This is a genomic window from Sphingomonas alpina (assembly GCF_014490665.1).
GTDB classification, from domain to species: domain Bacteria; phylum Pseudomonadota; class Alphaproteobacteria; order Sphingomonadales; family Sphingomonadaceae; genus Sphingomonas; species Sphingomonas alpina.
On sequence record NZ_CP061038.1, the window covers coordinates 4,925,074 to 4,942,713 of the forward strand.

Here is a 17,640-nt window from a genome sequence, read left to right on the forward strand (position 1 = left end):
AACGGCGGACTACCAGTCGAGGATCGTCCATCCTTTGGTAGTGGCGAGCGTGCGCAGGGGGCCATGCGGATGCACGGCGAACGCTTCGTCCGCCCAGTCGAGTGTCGGCGCGTCGGAGACATGATCCGAATAAAAGCGAATCATGGCATCGGCGCGCGCGATTCCCTGCGCATCGAGCCAGGCCCGGATCATGCGCAGCTTGGCCGGACCATAGCAGTTTTCGCCGTCGATCAGCGCCCGCAGGCCTCCGTCCGGTGTCTTGCGCGAGCCGGTCGCGATGACTGCGTCGAACCCAAGCTGCGCGGCGATTGCGGTGACGTAGAAATCATAGGAAGCGGTCGCCATGACCAGCCGATAGCCGGCAGCACGGTCCGCCTTGATCCGTGCCCGAGCACCGGCGAACAGGCCGGTGGCGACGATCCGGTCGGCAAATCGCGTGGCCGCGGTGGCGGCATCCTGGGCGGAAATAGTGCTCCCGATCAGCAGGTGCTGAGTCACTTGCTTCAACCGCGCACGGTCGAGCAGCTTCAAGGCATAGGCGCCGACCGCAAGCCCGGCGAGCGGCAAAAGGGCCAGCCGCCACGGCGCGCGCAACCGTGCCGTGCCGATCAGGAAGCCTGTCCAGGTCGGTGCGACGGTGATCGTCTTGTCCATGTCGTAGATGGCGATACGGTGCGCGGATTCCTGGGACATCATTTCGTCCTACACAGCATACGTCTTGCCGATCCAGCACGATTGCACCAAGGATGGGGGCGATGAACGCACAGGCCGCCTTCTCGCACGAACGCGCCGGTGACGGCGATGTCCTGCGCTTCACCGGCAATTTGTCGCTCGCGCGCATCGGCGATCTGCCGGAGCGGCTGCGCGCCTATGCCGGGCCGGTCGACCGGCTCGACCTGAGCGATATCGAGCGCATCGATACGGTCGGAGCATGGGTGGTGCATCGCTTCGCCAGCGAACATGACGCGAAGATCGAGGGGCTGGATGCGGATGGCGAACATCTGCTCGCTCAGGTCCAGGCGGCCGATCAGAATGTGTCGATGCGTCCGGCGCATGTCGGCAGCTTCACCCGCGTTCTCGGTGAAATCGGCGAAGCGACGTCGATCGCGCTGAAGACCACAGTCGGCCTGCTTGGCTTCATGGGCGCGACGGTGATCGCGCTCGGCAATGTCATCCGTCACCCTAGCCGGTTCCGCTTCAACGCGACGGTGCAGCGTTTCGAGGTGGTCGGCGTATCGGCGCTCGGCATCATCGGGCTGATGAGCTTCCTGATCGGCATTGTGATCGCGCAGCAAGGCGCGGTGCAGTTGCGCCAGTTCGGCGCGGAAGTGTTCACGATCAACCTGGTCGGGCGGCTGACGTTGCGCGAACTCGGCGTGTTGATGACCGCGATCATGGTTGCGGGGCGCTCCGGTTCTGCCTTTGCGGCGCAGATCGGTACGATGAAACTGACCGAAGAGGTCGATGCGATGCGCACCATCGGCGTCTCGCCGATGGAGGCGCTGGTGCTGCCGCGGACGCTTGCGGTGGTGCTGATGATGCCGCTGCTCGGCTTCTATTCCTCGCTGATCGCGATCATTGGCGGTGGCCTGCTATGCTGGATCTCGCTCGACATCCCGCCGATCACCTTCATCCAGCGTATTCGTGAAGTCGTGCCGATCACCGATCTTTATGTCGGGCTGGTCAAGGCGCCGGTGTTCGGGGCGATCATCGCTATTGCCGGTTGTTTCCAGGGTATGATGGTCGAGGCCGATGCCGAACAGGTTGGTCTGCGCACCACCTCGGCAGTGGTTCAGGCGATCTTCCTGGTGATCGTGCTCGATGCCTTTTTCGCGGTGTTCTTCACCTGGGTCGGCTGGACATGAGCCCGCCCGAAACACCTGAAGCCGTCATCACGGTCCATGGGTTGAAGAACAGCTTCGGCGATCAGGTCGTGCATGACGGGCTGGACCTTGAGGTGCTGCGCGGCGAGATTTTCGGCGTGGTCGGCGGCTCGGGCACCGGCAAGTCGGTGCTGATGCGCTCGATCATCGGGTTGCAGACCCCTGACGAGGGTGAGATCACGGTGTTCGGCGAGCCGACCATTGGCCGCGAGGAAACCGAAGCGGTCGATATCCGCAAGCGCTGGGGCGTGCTGTTCCAGGGGGGCGCCCTGTTCTCGACCCTGACGGTCGCGGAGAATATCCAGGTCCCGTTGCGCGAATTCTACCCGAAGCTCGATCCGTCGCTGCTCGATGAGATCGCAGCGTACAAGGTGGTTATGAGCGGCCTGTCCGCGGATGCCGGGCCCAAATATCCCGCCGAGCTGTCGGGCGGCATGCGCAAACGTGCCGGCCTGGCGCGTGCATTGGCGCTCGACCCCGAGCTGTTGTTCCTTGACGAACCGACTGCCGGGCTCGACCCGATCGGCGCGGCGGCATTCGACGAGCTGACCAAGGGGCTGCAGAAGACGCTTGGCCTCACCGTGTTCCTGATCACCCATGATCTCGACACGCTCTATGCGATCTGCGACCGGGTTGCAGTGCTCGCCGACAAGAAAGTCATTGCGGTCGGCACGATTCCGGAACTTCTCGCGTTGGACCATCCGTGGATCCAGGAATATTTCAATGGCCCGCGCGGCCGGGCAGCGACCGCATCGATCGATCGAGCCACGGCGCGGGAGCAGGACGAACAAGCAGGGGCTAGGCGCTGATGGAAACCCGTTCGAACCATGTCCTGGTCGGTGCCGTGGTGCTGATCCTGCTTGCCGTGCTGGCGCTGTTCACCGTGTGGATCGCGCGGCTCAACGGCTCGGCCGAGAAGGAATATGATATCTTCTTCAAACAGTCGGTCGACGGCCTCAACAAGGGGTCGGCGGTGGCTTTTTCGGGCGTGCCGGCGGGGCAGGTGAAGGAAATCTCGCTGTGGAAGCCCGATCCGCAGTTCGTGCGCGTGCGCATCTCGGTCAATGACGATACGCCGGTGCTCGAAGGGACCACCGCGACCATCCAGGGCGTCGGCTTTACCGGGGTCAGTCAGATCCAGCTCGACGGCGCGGTCAAGAACGCGCCGGCGATCAGCTGCCCGGCGATCGAGCCGAAGAAATCCTGTCCGTACGGCGTGCCGGTGATCCCGCCCAAACAGGGCGGCCTCGGCGCAATTCTCAGCTCGGCACCGCAACTGCTCGAACGTTTCTCGACCCTGACCGAGCGGTTGACCGAGATGCTGTCGGACAAGAACCAGAAATCGATCACGGGCATTCTGGCCAACACCAACCGGCTGACCGGCGCTCTCGCCGATCGCGGACCTGAGATTGCGGCGGCGCTTGCCGAAACGCGGACTGCGATCAAGCAGGCGGGCGACGCCGCACAGCAGATTGGCCAACTTGCCGGCACTACCAACACGATGATCAATGAGGATGTCCGCCCTGCGACGCAGAATCTCAGCAAGGCGGTCGCCGCGGCACAGCGCAGCATGGAATCGCTCGATGCGGTGATTGGCGATGCACGTCCCGGGGTTCAGGCCTTTTCGAAGCAGACCATTCCTGAGGTCGGCCTGCTCGTCCATGATCTGCGCCAGATGTCGGCTGCACTGACCTCGGTCGCCGAGAAGATCGACCAGGGTGGTGCTGGCGCGCTGGTCGGCTCGCCGAAACTTCCCGACTACAAGCCCAGCAAGTGAGGCGCCCGATGAGCATGTTCCCGAAAATGTCGGCTCCCAAACTGCTGGTGACTGCCGCGTTGTTGCCGCTGTCTGCCTGTATCAGCTTCAGCGCCAAGCCGCCGCCCGTGCTGCTGACGATCAGCTCGGCCTCGGTCTTGCCGGTCGGGCAGGTGCAGGATTCGTCGAAGAGCGCGACGATCACCATTCAGGTGCCGGTGGTGTCGCAGGCATTGGCAACCACTCGTGTGCCGGTGCAGGCGAGCGATACAGCGATCGCTTATGTCGCCAAGGCGCAATGGGTCGAACAGCCGGCCCGTCTGTTCGCGCGATTGCTGTCCGACACGGTCGGCGCAAAGACCGGGCGCGTGGTGCTGAGCAGCGCGCAATCCTTTGCCGATCCCGGCGCGCGCCTGTCGGGCGAATTGCGCAGCTTCGGCGTTGATGCGACGACCAAGGAAGCGGTGGTGACCTATGATGCGTCGCTGACCCGCGGATCGGCGAGCGTGGTCGAGAAGCGCCGCTTCGAAGTGCGTGTTGCCGTCGCCGCGGTTGAAGCGGGGGCGGTCGGCATCGGCCTCAACCAGGCTGCGAATCAGGTCGCCGGCGAAGTCGCCGACTGGGTCGGGCGCTAGGCCGGCTCTCCGTCCGGGGTCTTACCCGCAAGACATCGTCACTCGGGCCTGTACGGGGGCCCACTACCCCGCAAATCGCTGCTCGCGGTCGGCGTTGCGCGGGCGTTGCCGATTCAAGGTTCGCAGCGGACAGGGCTGGGTGGAGCGGGAGGAGCGCTATCTGGCGTTCCTGCCCGGCTCTTTCTCATGGTTGAAGAAATGTTGGATGTTTTTCCGTGCTGTTCCGGCGGAAAACAGCGCTGCTTCCTTGCTGTTATCTGCTGTTTTCATGCTGTTATTGAATAACAGCATTGGTTTGGCATAAGTAATTCAAAATAAGGCAGAAAAACTCGCAGGAAATCCAACTTAACAGCGGCGAAAAAATCTGCGCGAATAACAGCAGGGAACAACATCGGCTGAAGGACACGAATCACCGACGCCGCGGGCCTTGCGATATTATTTCGCCGGCACGCTCCGCGTCGCCAGCGGCACTTCGCACAGTTCGACGCCGCCCGATCCGATCGTCGGCGGCGCAGGGTTCTCGCGCAGCTTGATATAGGCAGCGAAGCGCGCGTTATCGGTCGACCGGTACTCGAACTTCGGCCGTTCGGTAGCGGGCATGTCGCTGGCCAGCCGGATAGAGACGATGCCCGAGCGCTCGGCTTCAGTCGCATAGACACCCATCGCTGCATCGCTGCGCGGCAGCGCCGAGAGATATTTCATGCCCTCGATGATCCGGCCGACCACGGTATAATTGCGGTCGAGCCGCCGCGCCGACTGACCGATCGGGGTGAACAGTTCGGATCCGCTGCCGGTATCGGGGGCTGGCCCGCGGGCCACCCCAACCATGCCGTAGCAATGCGTCAGCCAGGCCGCCTTGCCGTCGGTCGCGATCGGCCAGCCATCAGCGCTGAAGCCCGATGCGGTCGAATGCGAATCCGGCTTGCTCAGCCGTTGGGCGACGGTGAAGGCGCCAATCTCATATTCCGCAGCCGGGGTCTCGACCACACCCGGGGCGAGCTTCTTCTTTTCGGTCGCATCGCCCCATTGCGCGACCCAGTTCTCCTGCACGCGGTATACGCTCGACGCGTCCCACCAGCCCGCTTTGGCCAGCGTGCGGACATTGGCGACATGCTGGGGCGCAAAGCGTGCGGCGAGGCGGATCACCACGATCCGGTTGCCGGTGAGGGTCATCACCAGCAGCTCGTCATCGGGGATCGGTCGCCAGTCCTGCGCGGCGACATCCGACGGCAGCGGCGCCGGGCTGGAGGCGGGCGGTGTTGCCTGGGCAAGGGCGAGCAAAGAAAGCAGCGGGATCAGCATGGCCGAGAGTGTGGCACGAGCCGATACGCCGACGCAATCGCTCGCCGCTTGCACCGGCTCGCATCAGGCCCTAGGGCAGCGCCTTCCTGTCCGGGAAATGCGGAGCGGTGGCCGAGTGGTCGAAGGCGCTCGCCTGGAAAGTGAGTATACGCCAAAAGCGTATCGAGGGTTCGAATCCCTCCCGCTCCGCCACTTGCCCCTTATTTGGGTCTCCCCAAACTCTCATGAATTGCCATAGACCCTCAAGAAATTAGGTGTTTTCAGTTCAACCGAATTCACCCAGTTCCACACTCCGCACACACAAATATGGCTCCATGGGAAAGCTCACGGCGCTCACAACAAATCCCTGACCGAAGCCGGCCGCTATCCTGATGGGGGCGGTCTCCTTCTCGAAATGAACGGCAAAGGTTCGGTAGATGGCTTCTCCGGATTCAGATGACCCGACTTGTCCGTCAGGTTGCCGAACTTGTTGGGCCGCTTTGAACGGCTGAGCGAAAGATTGGTCACGTGCACTTGCACTTTTGCTGATTCGAGCCCGAGCGATCCAGCGACAGGCGTTCAGATCGATCTCATCCCGTCGCGCCAACGCTCAAGTCGATTTAGCCAAACATCGGTGGTAGTGCCGACGCAGCGCCGGTAACGATCATGCGGCGCCACGGAGAAGACGATGCAGCGACGTGCCGTGAAATCGGCAATGCGGACATTCGAGGTGCTGGAGCTTTTTGCCGAACGCCGCCGCCCGATGGCGCTCCATGAAATCTATTCGGAGCTCGGCTATCCGCAATCGAGCACGACCAACCTGCTCAAGAGCATGGTCCTGCTCGGCTATCTCAACTATAATCGCGTCAAGCGTACGTACCTGCCGACCATGCGGCTCAACCAGCTGGGCAATTGGGTGGCAGGCTATATCCAGGCCGAGGGCGGCTTTCGCGATCTGGTCAACGAGATGCAGCGCCGCACCGACGAGACCGTCGGCTTGTCGACGCAGAACGATCTGTTCGTCCAGTATCTGTTCCTGCGTGGCCCGGATCACGAATTCAAGAACGTACCCCCGACGGCACGATGCGGCTGCTGGTCGATTCGAGCGGCGGGCGTGCGATGATGGCCCGGATGACCGATCGGGCGATCGACAAATTGTGCCGCTACACCAATCATTACGAGATGAAGGACGACCGCGTCAGTTATGCGGAGATCATGAAGGACGTCAGCTGGATCCGGCAGGTCGGCTATTGTTACTTTCCCAACTGGCCCACGCCCGACGTGTCGTCGATCTCGATCGCGCTGGATGCCGACCTGCACGGCATCCCGCTGGCGATCGGCGTCGGCGGGCTGGCGGATCGCATCTCGCGCAACAAGTCCGACATACTGGCGATCATGCGCGAGATGATCGCCACGTTCAACGAACGCACGCATGCGACGCCGGCGGCAGTGACGAGCGCCGAGAGCGTCGAGAACGACTGACAGGATCGGCGCCATCGCGGTTTCGTCCAAGGCGCATGATCCGCATATGTGATTTTCGCAGGGGGCCGGCGGTTTGATAGCCGCTCCGCCGGTATCCGCCGCATTGTCGCTCCACACGCTCGAATGTGGAGAGGTTTTCAAGATGGGCGATACTGAAGAACTGCAGCGGCGGGCCGCCGGTAGCATTGTGACGCTGGATGCCGTGGTGGTCGGCGCCGGTTTTGGCGGTATGTACATGACCTATCGTCTTCGCGAGCGCGGTATGCGCGTCATCGGCATCGAGGCCGGCGGCGATGTCGGCGGCGTATGGTACTGGAACCGATATCCCGGCGCGCGCTGCGATCTGATGTGCGTCGATTACAGCTATTCATTCTCGGACGAGATTCAGCAGGAATGGACGTGGAGCGAGCAGTTCGCAGCGCAGCCTGAAATTCTCGCCTACGCCAATTTCGTCGCCGACAAGCTCGACCTGCGCAAGGATTTCACCTTCGCCACGCGCGTCACCAGCGCGGTGTGGGACGATGTTCGCCGCTTGTGGACGGTGAAGACCGATCAGGGCGACACTTATGAGGCGACCTATTGCATCATGGCGACAGGGCCCTTGTCGATCCCCAAGGATCCAGAGATTGCGGGCCTCGACCGGTTCGAGGGCGATATCTTTCGCGCGCAGAAATGGCCGCATGAGCAGGTCGATTTCTCCGGCCGTCGCGTTGGCCTGATCGGCACTGGGTCGACCGGGATCCAGATCGTCACTGAGGTCGGCAAGGCGGTGGGTGAATTCTACGTCTTCCAGCGCACGCCGAGCTTCACCATGCCGATGCGTAACGACAAGCTCGATCCGGAACATGTGAGCGAGATCAAAGACCATTATACCGGCCTGCGCGCGGCAGCGCGCGCCAGCCTGCTGGGCGGCGTGCGCCCCTCATCGACCCGTCCGTTCTTCAGCCTGCCGCGTGCGCAGCGTCTGCAGTTGATGGAGGATGCCTGGAAGGCGGGTGGCCACGCTTTTCTCGGTACCTTCTCAGACCTGATGAGCAATCCGGACGCAAACGACCAGGTCGCGGAGTTCGTCCGCGGCAAGATCGGCGAGGTGGTGGAAGACCCGAAGATCGCCGAGGCGCTGAAACCGCGCGGCTACCCGATCTTCGCGCGCCGTCCGTGTCTCGACACCGACTATTACGAGCAGTTCAACAAGCCGAACGTGCATCTGATCGATCTGTTCACGAATCCGATCGTGGAGATTACAAAGGCCGGTGTGAAATTACAGAGCGGCGAGGTGCCGCTCGACGCGCTGATCCTCGCGACCGGTTATGATGGGCTGACCGGCGCGCTGATGGCCTTTGAAGTGCGTGGGCGCGATGGGCTGGACCTGCGTGAGAAGTGGCAGGATGGCGCCATATCCTATCTCGGCTTGATGCTGGCCGGCTTTCCCAATCTGTTCATGGTCTGCGGCGCCAACGGCCCGGCGGCGCTTGCCAACATCATCTCGATCAACGAACAGAATGTCGACTGGATCTGCTCGCTGATGGATCACATGGAGGCGACCGGCATGGCGATAGCGGAGCCGACCCGAGAGAGCGAGGAACGCTGGATGGAAATCGTCCGCATGCTCGCCGAGAAGACGCTGCTTTCAAAGGCGAACACCTGGTATGTCGGGGCGAACGTCGAGGGCAAGACACGCGGGCTGACGATGTTCGCGGGGGGGTTCTCGAAATATGACGAATATTGTCAGGCGGCGGTCGATAGCGGCTATGCCGAGTTGGTGTTCGAATCTGCCGGGGCGCTGGCGGATGCCTGAACTCCGTCGCGCAGCGGCATGCGGCGGTCGACCTCGTCGCCTTGGTCGGCGAGGAACGCACGCCGAAGGGTAGCTGTACCGCCACCTGCGTGCCCACCTGCAACCTATCGCGCAATGTTGCGCTCTACCGCGTGGGCCGCTCGCCTGTCGACCGATCGTCACCCTACACCCCCGAGATGCTCGCGGTAACGGGCGCGCAATTCGGTCTTCAGCAACTTGCCCGTCGCGGTGTGCGGCAGGTCATCGACGACCAGCACGTCGTCGGGCAGCCACCATCTCGCGACATGGCGGGTCAGATGATCGAGCATTGCCGGCTTCTCGATACGTTCGCCGGGATGCAGGCGCAGGAGGAGCAAGGGCCGTTCCTGCCAGCGCGGATGCGGCACTCCGATCACCGCCGCCTCGGCCACCGCGGGATGTGCGGTGGCGGCGTTTTCCAGGTCGATCGAGCTGATCCACTCGCCGCCCGACTTGATCACGTCCTTCGCGCGGTCGGTAAGGTGGAGGAAGCCGTCCGCGTCGATCCGCGCGACATCGCCGGTGTCGAGCCAGCCATCGGCATCGACTGCCGATCCGGGTTCCGATCCGAAATAGGCGTTGAGCACCCATGGCCCGCGCACTTTGAGCAGCCCGGAGCCCGCACCGTCATGCGGCAAGGCGTTGCCATCCTCATTCTCGACGCGCAGTTCGATACCGAAAACCGCGCGTCCCTGGCACGCCAATATATCGGTCAGCGCATCGCCGGTCAGCCCCGCCTGGTGCGCGAGCGGCTGGCACACGGTGGATACAGGACTGGTTTCCGTCATCCCCCAGGCCTGGTTGGCGGTGACGCCGAGCAGGTCGCGGAACAGCTCGATCAGCGCGCGGGGCGTCGCGGCGCCACCCATGAACACGCGGTTGAGTTTCAGCGCAGCACGGTCCGCCTCGCTCACCTGCCGTTGGATATAGTCGAGCACGATGAACCACAAGGTGGGCACGCCGAGCGAGAAGGTGACGCCTTCATCGCGAAGCAACTGGTAGATCGACGCACCATCCAGCGCCGATCCCGGCATCACCAGCTTCGCGCCACACATCGCCGAGGTGAAGGGCAGCCCCCAGGCGTTGACGTGGAACAACGGCGGCGCGAGCAGCACCGTGTCGCGCGCCGACAGCGCCATCGAATCCGCCGCGCACGCCGCGAACGCGTGCAGCACGGTCGAGCGATGGCTGTAGAGCACGCCTTTCGGGTTGCCGGTGGTGCCGCTGGTGTAACACAGGCTGGAGGCGGTGTTCTCGTCAAGCGCCGGCCAGGCCGCGATCGGCGCGGTAGCGGCGACGAGGTCGTGATAGGCGAGCAGGCCGGGCAGGGCGCTCTCCGGCATCTCATCGCCGGCGCACAAGACGATGATCTGCTCGATCCCGGCCAGGTCGGTGACCGCTGGTTCCACGATCGGCAGGAGATCTGGATCGACGCACAGGATGCGCGCGCCGCCATGATCGACGATGTAGCGGATCTGCTCGGCGAACAGGCGGGGGTTTACGGTGTGCAGCACCATGCCGGCCGCGGTGACACCATAATAGAGTTCGAGGTGCGGCAACCGGTTCCACGCGAGCGTGGCGACGCGGTCGCCGGGCTGCGCTCCGAGTGCCGCGAGCATCGCCGCCACCTGTCGCGCTCGCCGCGAGACCGTGCCCCAGTCTGACCGCTCCAGCGCCCCGTCCGCGCGGCGCGAGACGATTTCCGTGCGGCCATGATTGCGCGCGGCATGGTCGATCAGTGCACCAGTGGTTAGCTGCTGTTGTTGCATCAGTCCGATCATGTCTTTCTCCGGATCTTGGGGTCAGGCCGCCGCCGCATCCTCGCGGTGGACGAGGCGGGTCGCGTGAATGAACATCAGGCCACTCAGCAACATCGGCGCGCCGACCAGCGAAATGGCGAAGCGCAGACCCTGGATCGCGCCGAACCAGCTGGTGAACAGGTCGCTCATGACGCCGACGAACAACGGCCCGAGCGCCAGACCGATCAGGTTCACGAACAGGATCTGGATCGCCACCGCCATGCCGCGCATGCGCGGTTCGGCGACGGTCTGGATCGCGGCATAGACGGGACCATAGCTCATCGTCTGGCAGAACAGCGCTGCGCCAAACAGGCCGAGCGAAACGCGCATGTCGCTGGCCAGTGCCACCAGCGTGAACAACGGAGCGGCGGCAGTGATCGCGACGGCGCAGAACAGCACGTAATTGGCGATGCTGGAGCGCGCAAACCGATCGGAGAGGAAGCCGCCCAGAAAGGTGCCAAGCCCGCCGCAGATGCCGACCATCAGCCCGAGCAGGACGCCGAGCAAGGCAGTCGGCGCCATGCCGAGGCTGCTCGCCAGGGTACCCAATTGTTCGGGATGCGTACGGATATACAGCGACCCAGAAAACGCACTGAGCCCATAAAAGCCGAAGGCGGAGAAGCCGGACGCCACGCAGATGTACGCGAACGATCGCTTGCGCCATAGCACCGCCAGCCCGGCGCGCAGCGGAATGTGCACCGCGGCGGCGGCGCTGGCCTGGCGCCGCGGCTCCTTCATCACGAACGGCACGATCACCGCCAGCAGCAGTCCCGGCGCGCCGGCGATGAAGAACGCCCAGCGCCAGCCGAGGGTGGAGGCGAGGATGCCCCCGACGACCAGGCCGGTGAGCGATCCCAACGGCACCCCCATCTGGTACATGGCCAGCGCCAGCGCACGGCGATGGCGGGGCACATAGTCGGTGATCAGGCTGTGTGCGGCCGGGGTGCAGCCTGCCTCGCCCACACCGACCCCGATGCGCGTCAGCAGCATCTGGCCGAAGCTGCGCGTGAAGCCGCAGGCGATGGTGAAGATACTCCACACCGCAAGCGCGCCGGAAATCATGTGCACGCGGTTGGTCTTGTCGGCGAAGCGCGCCAATGGCAGGCCCGCGGCAGTATAGAGTAGCGCGAAGGCGAGGCCGCTGATCGCGCCGATCTGGCTGTCGGACAGGTCGAGGTCCGCCTTGATCGGCTCGACCAGGATGGTCAGGATTTGCCGGTCGAAGAAATTGAGTGTGTAGATCAGCATCATCAGCAACATGACACCGAGCGGGAAGACCTTTGGGCTGTCATCGTCGCGTGACGCGGCGCCCAGGATCGGGGAGGGGGGCGGATCGCTGGAGTTCAGATCCGACACGACGACGTCGTCCGGGGGTGTCTGCGGAAACCGGGCTGTCGTCTGATCCGTCACGTCGCTCTCCTGCCGCCGATCTGCCGTCGGGGCGTCATGGCGATGATAGGGGCGCGACGACGCAAGTTGATCGCCGTGTCCGCCACCTGCCGATTATCACCTATGTAAATTGTCGCGGCCGCTCCGCCGGGTGCGGGATATTGCGCGTTCGCCGCGCCACTCTTCGCGCCGATAAACGACGGGAGAGGCGGCGCATGCGGCGCATCGACGCGCATCATCATCTGTGGGAGGTGGACAGCGGGCATCATCCGATGCTGTTCGCCGCGCCAGTCGCGCGTTTCTGGGGCAACAGCGCCGAGTTGCGCGGGCACTATGATGTCGAGGCGTTCATGGCGGATGCGCGTGCCGCTGGCGTGATCGCTTCCGTGCATGTCGAGGCCGGCTTCACACCGCCCGATGGCGAAGCGCGGGCGATGCAAACGGTTGCCGATGCGCATGGCTTCCCTCAGGCTTTCCTGACCCGGATCGATCTTGCGGCGGCGGATGCCGGGGCCCGGATCTCGGCCGATGCCGCTTTCGCCAATTGGCGGGGTATCCGCATCACCACCGAATGGCCGGGCGATCCCGCGCTGGAGCGTCCGGCACGTACGTCGTTCGCCGACGCCGGCTGGCGGCATGGCTATATCGCGCTCGACGCGGCGGGCGGCGTGGCCGATATCATGCTCTGGCCGGAGCAGTTGGCGGAAGCTGCGGCGCTGGCGCAGGACTTCCCCGGCACCCCGATCGTGATCGAGCATTTCGCACTTGCCGATGGCAATCCCGCATGGGCCGATGGCATGGCGCGGCTCGCTGCCTGTCGCAATGTCGCGGTGAAACTCTCGGGACCGGGGCTGGTGCGGCGCGACTGGTCGGCGGACACGATCCGGCCGATGATCCTGCGCCTGCTCGACCTGTTTGGCAGCGATCGGCTGATGATCGGCAGCAACGCGCCGGTCGATCTGGTGATGGCGGATTACCCGACGATCGTCGCGCGTTTCGACTCTGCCATCCAGGACTTGCCCGACACCGACCGCCAAGCGCTGTGGCACGACACCGCCGCGCGCATCTATCGCATTGCGGGGGAGAGTTGATGGAGATCGCCTTCTTTGGGGAGCATCGCAACAGACTGGGCGAAAGCCCGGTATGGGATGATGCACGCCACTGTCTATGGTGGGTGGATTCGCTCGCCGGGCTGATTCATGCCGCCTCCGCCGACGGTATGCTGCGCGCGACGCTGCCGCAGGATCGGCCGGTCGGCAGTATCGGATTGGCCGATGGCGGGCTGGTCGCAGCGCTGGCGGACGGCTTTTATCGCATCGATGGCGATACCGGCGGCGCGAGCGCCATCGCACTGCTGCCCGAAGACAGAACGCTGCGTCTCAACGACGGAAAGGCCGATCGCGCCGGTCGTTTTCTGAGCGGCCAGATGCAAGTACACGGCACCGGCACCGAGTTGAGTGACGCCTTGCTGTGGCAACTGGATGCAGGGAGCGTACGCGACCTGGCCGGCGGGCTGAAGCTGACCAACGCGATCTGCTTCTCGCCCGATGGCGATACGCTCTATTTCGCGGACAGCCTGGACGGCGTGATCCGCGCTCACCCGTACGACTCCGCAACGGGTGCGATCGGGCCGCGTCGCGATCTGGTCGATTGCCGACCGTACGGCTCGGGTCCGGACGGTGCCACGGTGGATGCCGACGGCAATCTCTGGGTTGCGCTCGTGCTCGCGCAGCGGATCGCCTGCATCGCGCCCGACGGCACGTTGCTGCGCAGCATCGACCTGCCGATCCCGTACCCTGCCTGTCCCGCATTCGGCGGGCCGGGACTCGCCACGCTGTACGTCACCACTATCGCGGACTCCGGCCAGCGCCTGAAGAGCGACCATCCCGATGCCGGGCGGATCGTCGCCATTACCGGGTTGGATGCGCGCGGGCTGCGGGAAGGCCGCTACCGGGACAATCACATCCGCGAATAGTCCGGCGCGCGTCGCGCCCGGCATTGCCCGGCCGGGAACGGCATCGCACCGTCTCGCCCGAGAGGATCGAAAAGAACCATGAACCTGGATTTCGACGCCGCCGATCTCGCCTTTCAGAGCGAGGTGCGGGAATTTTTTGCCGAGGGCATCCCCGACGCCTGGCGTATCAGAGTGCGAAGCGGGCTCCGGCTCGAGCCCGAGGACCTGATCTACTATCAGCGGCGCCTCAACGATCGCGGCTGGGGGGCGCCGACCTGGCCCAAGGAATATGGTGGCACCGGCTGGACGCCGACGCAGCAATATATCTTCTGGAGCGAGGCGGCACGCGCCGATGCTCCCGCGCAGTTCCATCAAGGGCTGGAGCTGATCGGACCGATCATCTTCACCTATGGCACGCTGGAACAGAAGGCGCGCTATCTGCCGCGTATCCTGACGCTGGAGGATTGGTGGTGCCAGGGCTATTCGGAGCCTGGCGCTGGTTCCGATCTCGCGGCGCTGCGCACCCGCGCCGATCGCGACGGTGACCATTATGTCATCAACGGGCAGAAGATGTGGACCAGCTATGCGCATGTCGCGAGCCACGTCTTTGTGCTTGCCCGCACCTCGCAGGAGGCCAAGCGCCAGCAGGGCATCTCGCTGATCCTGGTCGACATGAACACGCCGGGCCTGCGCGTGCAGAAGATCCCGACGATGGACGAGAAATATCATACCAACGAACTGTTCTTCGACGATGTGCGCGTTCCGGTCGGAAATCTGCTGGGCGAAGAGGGCAGGGGCTGGAGCTATGGCAAGGTGCTGCTCGACCGCGAGCGCATGGTCAGCGCTGCCACTGCCATCTTTCTGACCCAGACGGTACGGGGCATCCGCGACGCGGCGACCAGGCGGCGTATCGGCAACATGCCGCTGATAGAGACGCCGGGCTTTGCGGCCAAACTCGCACAATATGAGATCGAAGTGATCGCGCTGCAGACCATGGTCCTGCGACTGATGGACGATGCGGCACGGGGCGCGGATTCCGGCCCGCGCGGCTCGATGGTCAAGCTGCGCTGGTCGCAGCTGACGCAAGCCGGCACCGCCTTGTGGGTAGAGGCGCTCGGGCCGGAGGCGGCGCATTTCGCCGCCCTTGGCGACACCGGCGCGGGTGCCGACATGCCGTATGCGATGCAGGGCGCGCTCTATGCACGCGTCACTTCGATCTATGGCGGGTCGAGCGAGATCCAGCACAATATCATCGCGCGCCGCGCGCTAGGCCTGTAAGGAGGGGCGCTCCGATGGATTTCAGCTATTCCGACGAGCAGCAGATGCTGCGAGACAGCGTCGATCGCTACGGCGCGGAGAACTGGGCGGCGTCCGATCGCCTGAAGATCCTGGCTGCCGCGCCGGAGGCTGCCAAGCGGCGCTGGGCCGAGATGGCAGACCTGGGCTGGTTGATGCTGCCGATCGCCGAAGCCGATGGCGGGCTGGGCGGCGGCCCGGCCGAGGTGATGGCGGTGATGGAAGGGATCGGCCGCCACCTGATTACGGTGCCCTATGTCAGTTGCTGCGTCCTCGTGCCTGCGCTGCTTGCCGGCAGCGAAGCGGGCGCCGAACTGCTGGCGCGCCTCGCCGCCGGCGAGGCTCTGGCAGCGGCGGGATTGATCGAGGCTGATGGCGGCTATGATCTCCACCGTGTCGCTACGCGTGCCGAACAGGGACCGGAAGGCTGGCGGTTGTGGGGCGCGAAGGCCCATGTCGAGGACGGTGCCGACGCGGACTGGTTCCTCGTCTCGGCGCGCACTGCGGGCGGCACTGATGAACGCGATGGCATCGGCTTGTTCCTGCTCCCCCGCGCAGCGGACGGTCTGACGGTCGAGACGTTCCGCGCGATCGATGGCCATCGCCACGCCAGGCTGACGCTGGAGAATGTCGCTGGCCTGCTGGTCGACGATGCCGAAAGTGCGCTGCCGGTCATCGAAGCAGCGGTAGATCGCGCGATCGCCGCGCAGTTGGCCGAGGCGGTCGGATCGATGGAGGCGGCGTCAGATGCGACGCTCGATTATATCCGCACGCGCCAGCAGTTCGGTGTGGCGATCGGAAGCTTCCAGGTGTTGCAGCACCGCATGGTCGACATGATCATCGCAGGCGAGGAAGCGCGGTCGATGGCCTATCACGCGACGCTCAACCTGCAGCGGGACGCGGCAGAGCGCGGCCGAGCGGTGGCGGCAGGCAAGGTGCGCGTGTCCGAAAGCGGTATCTATGTCGGGCAGCAGGCGGTGCAACTGCACGGCGGCGTTGGCATCAGCGAAGAACTGATCGTCAGCCATCACCTGCGCCGCCAGATGATGCTCAACCTCGCCTTCGGCCCCGCCGAGCACCACCGCGCGCGCTTCGCCGCGATCCCCGCCTGAGGAGAGCTCTTGTGACCCTGCAAGACCTGATCGACCGCGCTGCAATCCACGATTGCCTGCTGCGCTATTGCCGCGGCATCGACCGTGTGGACGAAGCCGCGCTGCGCTCCGCCTACTGGCCCGATGGCACCGATGATCACGGCCCGTACAAGGGCAGTGCTGAAGGATTTTGCGACTGGGCGATGAACGTGCTGCCGAAAATCGATCGCGGCATCCACCAACTGCACAACATGCTGATCGAGTTGCGCGACGGCGGCGCGGCGGTCGAGACCTATTTCTCCGCCTTCCAGCGCCAGCCAGGCCCGGACGGGTTGCAACAATGGGACTTGAAGGGCCGCTACATCGACTGGTTTGAGAAGCGCGGGGAGGAGTGGCGGATCCTGAACCGCGTCGTGATCTACGACTGGGTCGAGCAGATGCCGCTGCCCCCGGGCAGCGAGGCGGAACGCTTCGGCGCGCGCAAGCCGGTCGGAGGGCGTTATCCCGACGACCCCGTCTACGCGCTGTTCGGGTGACCGGGCCGGCGACGGACAAGCGCGCGCTTGTCACCGGCGGCGCGCGCGGCATCGGCCGGGCGATTGCAGTCACCTTGGCGGCCGCGGGCTGGCAGGTGACCGCCGCCGACATCGACGCGTCCGCCGTCGCCGAGGCGGAGCCCGACCTTCGCATCACCGGGGAGACGCTCGACGTGATCGACCGTGCGGCGGTGGCGGCGCTGATAGAGCAACGAGGGCCGTTCGACGTGGTCGTCAACAATGCGGCGATTCCTGCCGACATGCTGCCCTTCGCCGAGCTGACCTCCGGGCATTTCGCCCGCGCGTTGCGCATCAATGTGATGGGCAGCTTCATCGTTGCGCAGGAAGCTGCACGGCGCATGGAAAGCGGTACGATCGTCAACATCGCCTCGCGCGGCTATCTCGGTGGGATCGGCGGCGCGCATTATGTCGCGTCCAAGGCGGCAGTGGTCGGCATGACCCGCGCGATGGCAGTCGAGCTGCGCTGGCGCGGCATCGCCGTCAACGCGGTCGCGCCCGGCATGGTCGAGACGCGGATGATCGAGAATTTCTCGCCCGTCCTGCGTGAGAAACTGACCGAAATGGAGCCGGGCGGCGGCCCGCTCAATCCCGTGGTGATCGCTGGCGCAGTCGCCTATCTCGCTTCACCCGCCGGCCGGTCGATGACCGGCCAGGTGCTGCTGGTCGATGGCGGCAAGACCATCGGCGTCGGATTGTATTGA

General features: G+C 64.6%; 17 protein-coding genes and 1 tRNA gene. 14 read left to right on the forward strand and 4 right to left on the reverse strand.

The features are described from left to right. Window positions 1-9: 9 nt before the first annotated feature. On the reverse strand, window positions 10-693 hold the full coding sequence (locus tag H3Z74_RS23215; RefSeq protein WP_229726760.1) for an HAD family hydrolase: 684 nt from the start codon (window positions 691-693) through the stop codon (window positions 10-12). A 62-nt stretch (window positions 694-755) separates the two neighbouring features. On the opposite strand from H3Z74_RS23215, the gene H3Z74_RS23220 reads away from it, so the two are divergent. Genes H3Z74_RS23220 through H3Z74_RS23235 form a run of 4 tightly spaced genes read left to right on the forward strand, consistent with a single transcriptional unit; the run spans window position 756 to window position 4,274 of the window. Continuing rightward, window positions 756-1,865, forward strand: a complete 1,110-nt coding sequence (locus H3Z74_RS23220; protein ID WP_187761821.1) for an MlaE family ABC transporter permease — start codon at window positions 756-758, stop codon at window positions 1,863-1,865. Next, window positions 1,862-2,692 carry an ABC transporter ATP-binding protein gene (locus H3Z74_RS23225; RefSeq protein WP_187761822.1) on the forward strand — a complete coding sequence of 277 codons (831 nt, stop codon included), beginning with the start codon at window positions 1,862-1,864 and terminating at the stop codon, window positions 2,690-2,692. The genes H3Z74_RS23220 and H3Z74_RS23225 overlap by 4 nt, the downstream gene beginning before the upstream one ends. Next, window positions 2,692-3,660 (forward strand): MlaD family protein, encoded by a 969-nt coding sequence (locus H3Z74_RS23230; RefSeq protein ID WP_187761823.1) that lies wholly within the window; start codon window positions 2,692-2,694, stop codon window positions 3,658-3,660. The genes H3Z74_RS23225 and H3Z74_RS23230 overlap by 1 nt, the downstream gene beginning before the upstream one ends. 8 nt (window positions 3,661-3,668) lie before the next feature. Continuing rightward, window positions 3,669-4,274 (forward strand): ABC-type transport auxiliary lipoprotein family protein, encoded by a 606-nt coding sequence (locus tag H3Z74_RS23235; RefSeq protein WP_187761824.1) that lies wholly within the window; start codon window positions 3,669-3,671, stop codon window positions 4,272-4,274. A gap of 435 nt (window positions 4,275-4,709) precedes the next feature. Here H3Z74_RS23235 and H3Z74_RS23240 read toward each other — a convergent pair whose 3' ends face one another. Beyond that, window positions 4,710-5,576, reverse strand: a complete 867-nt coding sequence (locus H3Z74_RS23240) for a peptidylprolyl isomerase (protein WP_187761825.1) — start codon at window positions 5,574-5,576, stop codon at window positions 4,710-4,712. 101 nt (window positions 5,577-5,677) lie between these two features. Between H3Z74_RS23240 and H3Z74_RS23245 the strand changes: the two genes are divergently transcribed. The 4 genes from H3Z74_RS23245 (at window position 5,678) to H3Z74_RS23255 (ending at window position 8,835) form a co-directional block, all read left to right on the forward strand. After that, window positions 5,678-5,768, forward strand: a tRNA-Ser gene (locus H3Z74_RS23245). Window positions 5,769-6,243: 475 nt separating this feature from the next. Next, window positions 6,244-6,678 carry a helix-turn-helix domain-containing protein gene (locus tag H3Z74_RS24560; protein ID WP_229726761.1) on the forward strand — a complete coding sequence of 145 codons (435 nt, stop codon included), beginning with the start codon at window positions 6,244-6,246 and terminating at the stop codon, window positions 6,676-6,678. Next, window positions 6,678-7,037 (forward strand): IclR family transcriptional regulator, encoded by a 360-nt coding sequence (locus tag H3Z74_RS24565; protein WP_229726762.1) that lies wholly within the window; start codon window positions 6,678-6,680, stop codon window positions 7,035-7,037. Before H3Z74_RS24560 ends, H3Z74_RS24565 begins: the two co-directional genes overlap by 1 nt. A gap of 142 nt (window positions 7,038-7,179) precedes the next feature. Then, on the forward strand, window positions 7,180-8,835 hold the full coding sequence (locus H3Z74_RS23255) for a flavin-containing monooxygenase (RefSeq protein WP_187761826.1): 1,656 nt from the start codon (window positions 7,180-7,182) through the stop codon (window positions 8,833-8,835). A gap of 158 nt (window positions 8,836-8,993) precedes the next feature. Here the strand turns inward: H3Z74_RS23255 and H3Z74_RS23260 are convergent, their stop codons facing one another. Together H3Z74_RS23260 and H3Z74_RS23265 are read right to left on the reverse strand one after the other, a co-directional pair. Beyond that, a complete protein-coding gene (locus H3Z74_RS23260) occupies window positions 8,994-10,634 on the reverse strand; it encodes a long-chain fatty acid--CoA ligase (protein WP_187761827.1) in 1,641 nt (546 codons plus the stop codon). Window positions 10,635-10,655: 21 nt separating this feature from the next. Beyond that, entirely contained in the window at window positions 10,656-12,062 is a 1,407-nt protein-coding gene (locus H3Z74_RS23265; RefSeq protein ID WP_187761828.1) for a spinster family MFS transporter, read from the reverse strand. 194 nt (window positions 12,063-12,256) lie between these two features. Between H3Z74_RS23265 and H3Z74_RS23270 the strand changes: the two genes are divergently transcribed. The 6 genes from H3Z74_RS23270 to H3Z74_RS23295 all read left to right on the forward strand — a co-directional run bounded on the left by H3Z74_RS23270 (window position 12,257) and on the right by H3Z74_RS23295 (window position 17,640). Further along, entirely contained in the window at window positions 12,257-13,132 is an 876-nt protein-coding gene (locus H3Z74_RS23270) for an amidohydrolase family protein (RefSeq protein WP_187761829.1), read from the forward strand. Next, window positions 13,132-14,016: an SMP-30/gluconolactonase/LRE family protein gene (locus H3Z74_RS23275; RefSeq protein ID WP_187761830.1), complete on the forward strand. Its 885-nt coding sequence runs from the start codon at window positions 13,132-13,134 to the stop codon at window positions 14,014-14,016. The genes H3Z74_RS23270 and H3Z74_RS23275 overlap by 1 nt, the downstream gene beginning before the upstream one ends. 78 nt (window positions 14,017-14,094) lie before the next feature. Beyond that, on the forward strand, window positions 14,095-15,273 hold the full coding sequence (locus H3Z74_RS23280) for an acyl-CoA dehydrogenase family protein (protein WP_187761831.1): 1,179 nt from the start codon (window positions 14,095-14,097) through the stop codon (window positions 15,271-15,273). Window positions 15,274-15,287: 14 nt separating this feature from the next. After that, window positions 15,288-16,403, forward strand: a complete 1,116-nt coding sequence (locus H3Z74_RS23285) for an acyl-CoA dehydrogenase family protein (RefSeq protein WP_187761832.1) — start codon at window positions 15,288-15,290, stop codon at window positions 16,401-16,403. 11 nt (window positions 16,404-16,414) lie between these two features. Beyond that, on the forward strand, window positions 16,415-16,918 hold the full coding sequence (locus H3Z74_RS23290) for a nuclear transport factor 2 family protein (protein WP_229726763.1): 504 nt from the start codon (window positions 16,415-16,417) through the stop codon (window positions 16,916-16,918). After that, a complete protein-coding gene (locus tag H3Z74_RS23295; RefSeq protein ID WP_187761833.1) occupies window positions 16,915-17,640 on the forward strand; it encodes an SDR family NAD(P)-dependent oxidoreductase in 726 nt (241 codons plus the stop codon). The genes H3Z74_RS23290 and H3Z74_RS23295 overlap by 4 nt, the downstream gene beginning before the upstream one ends.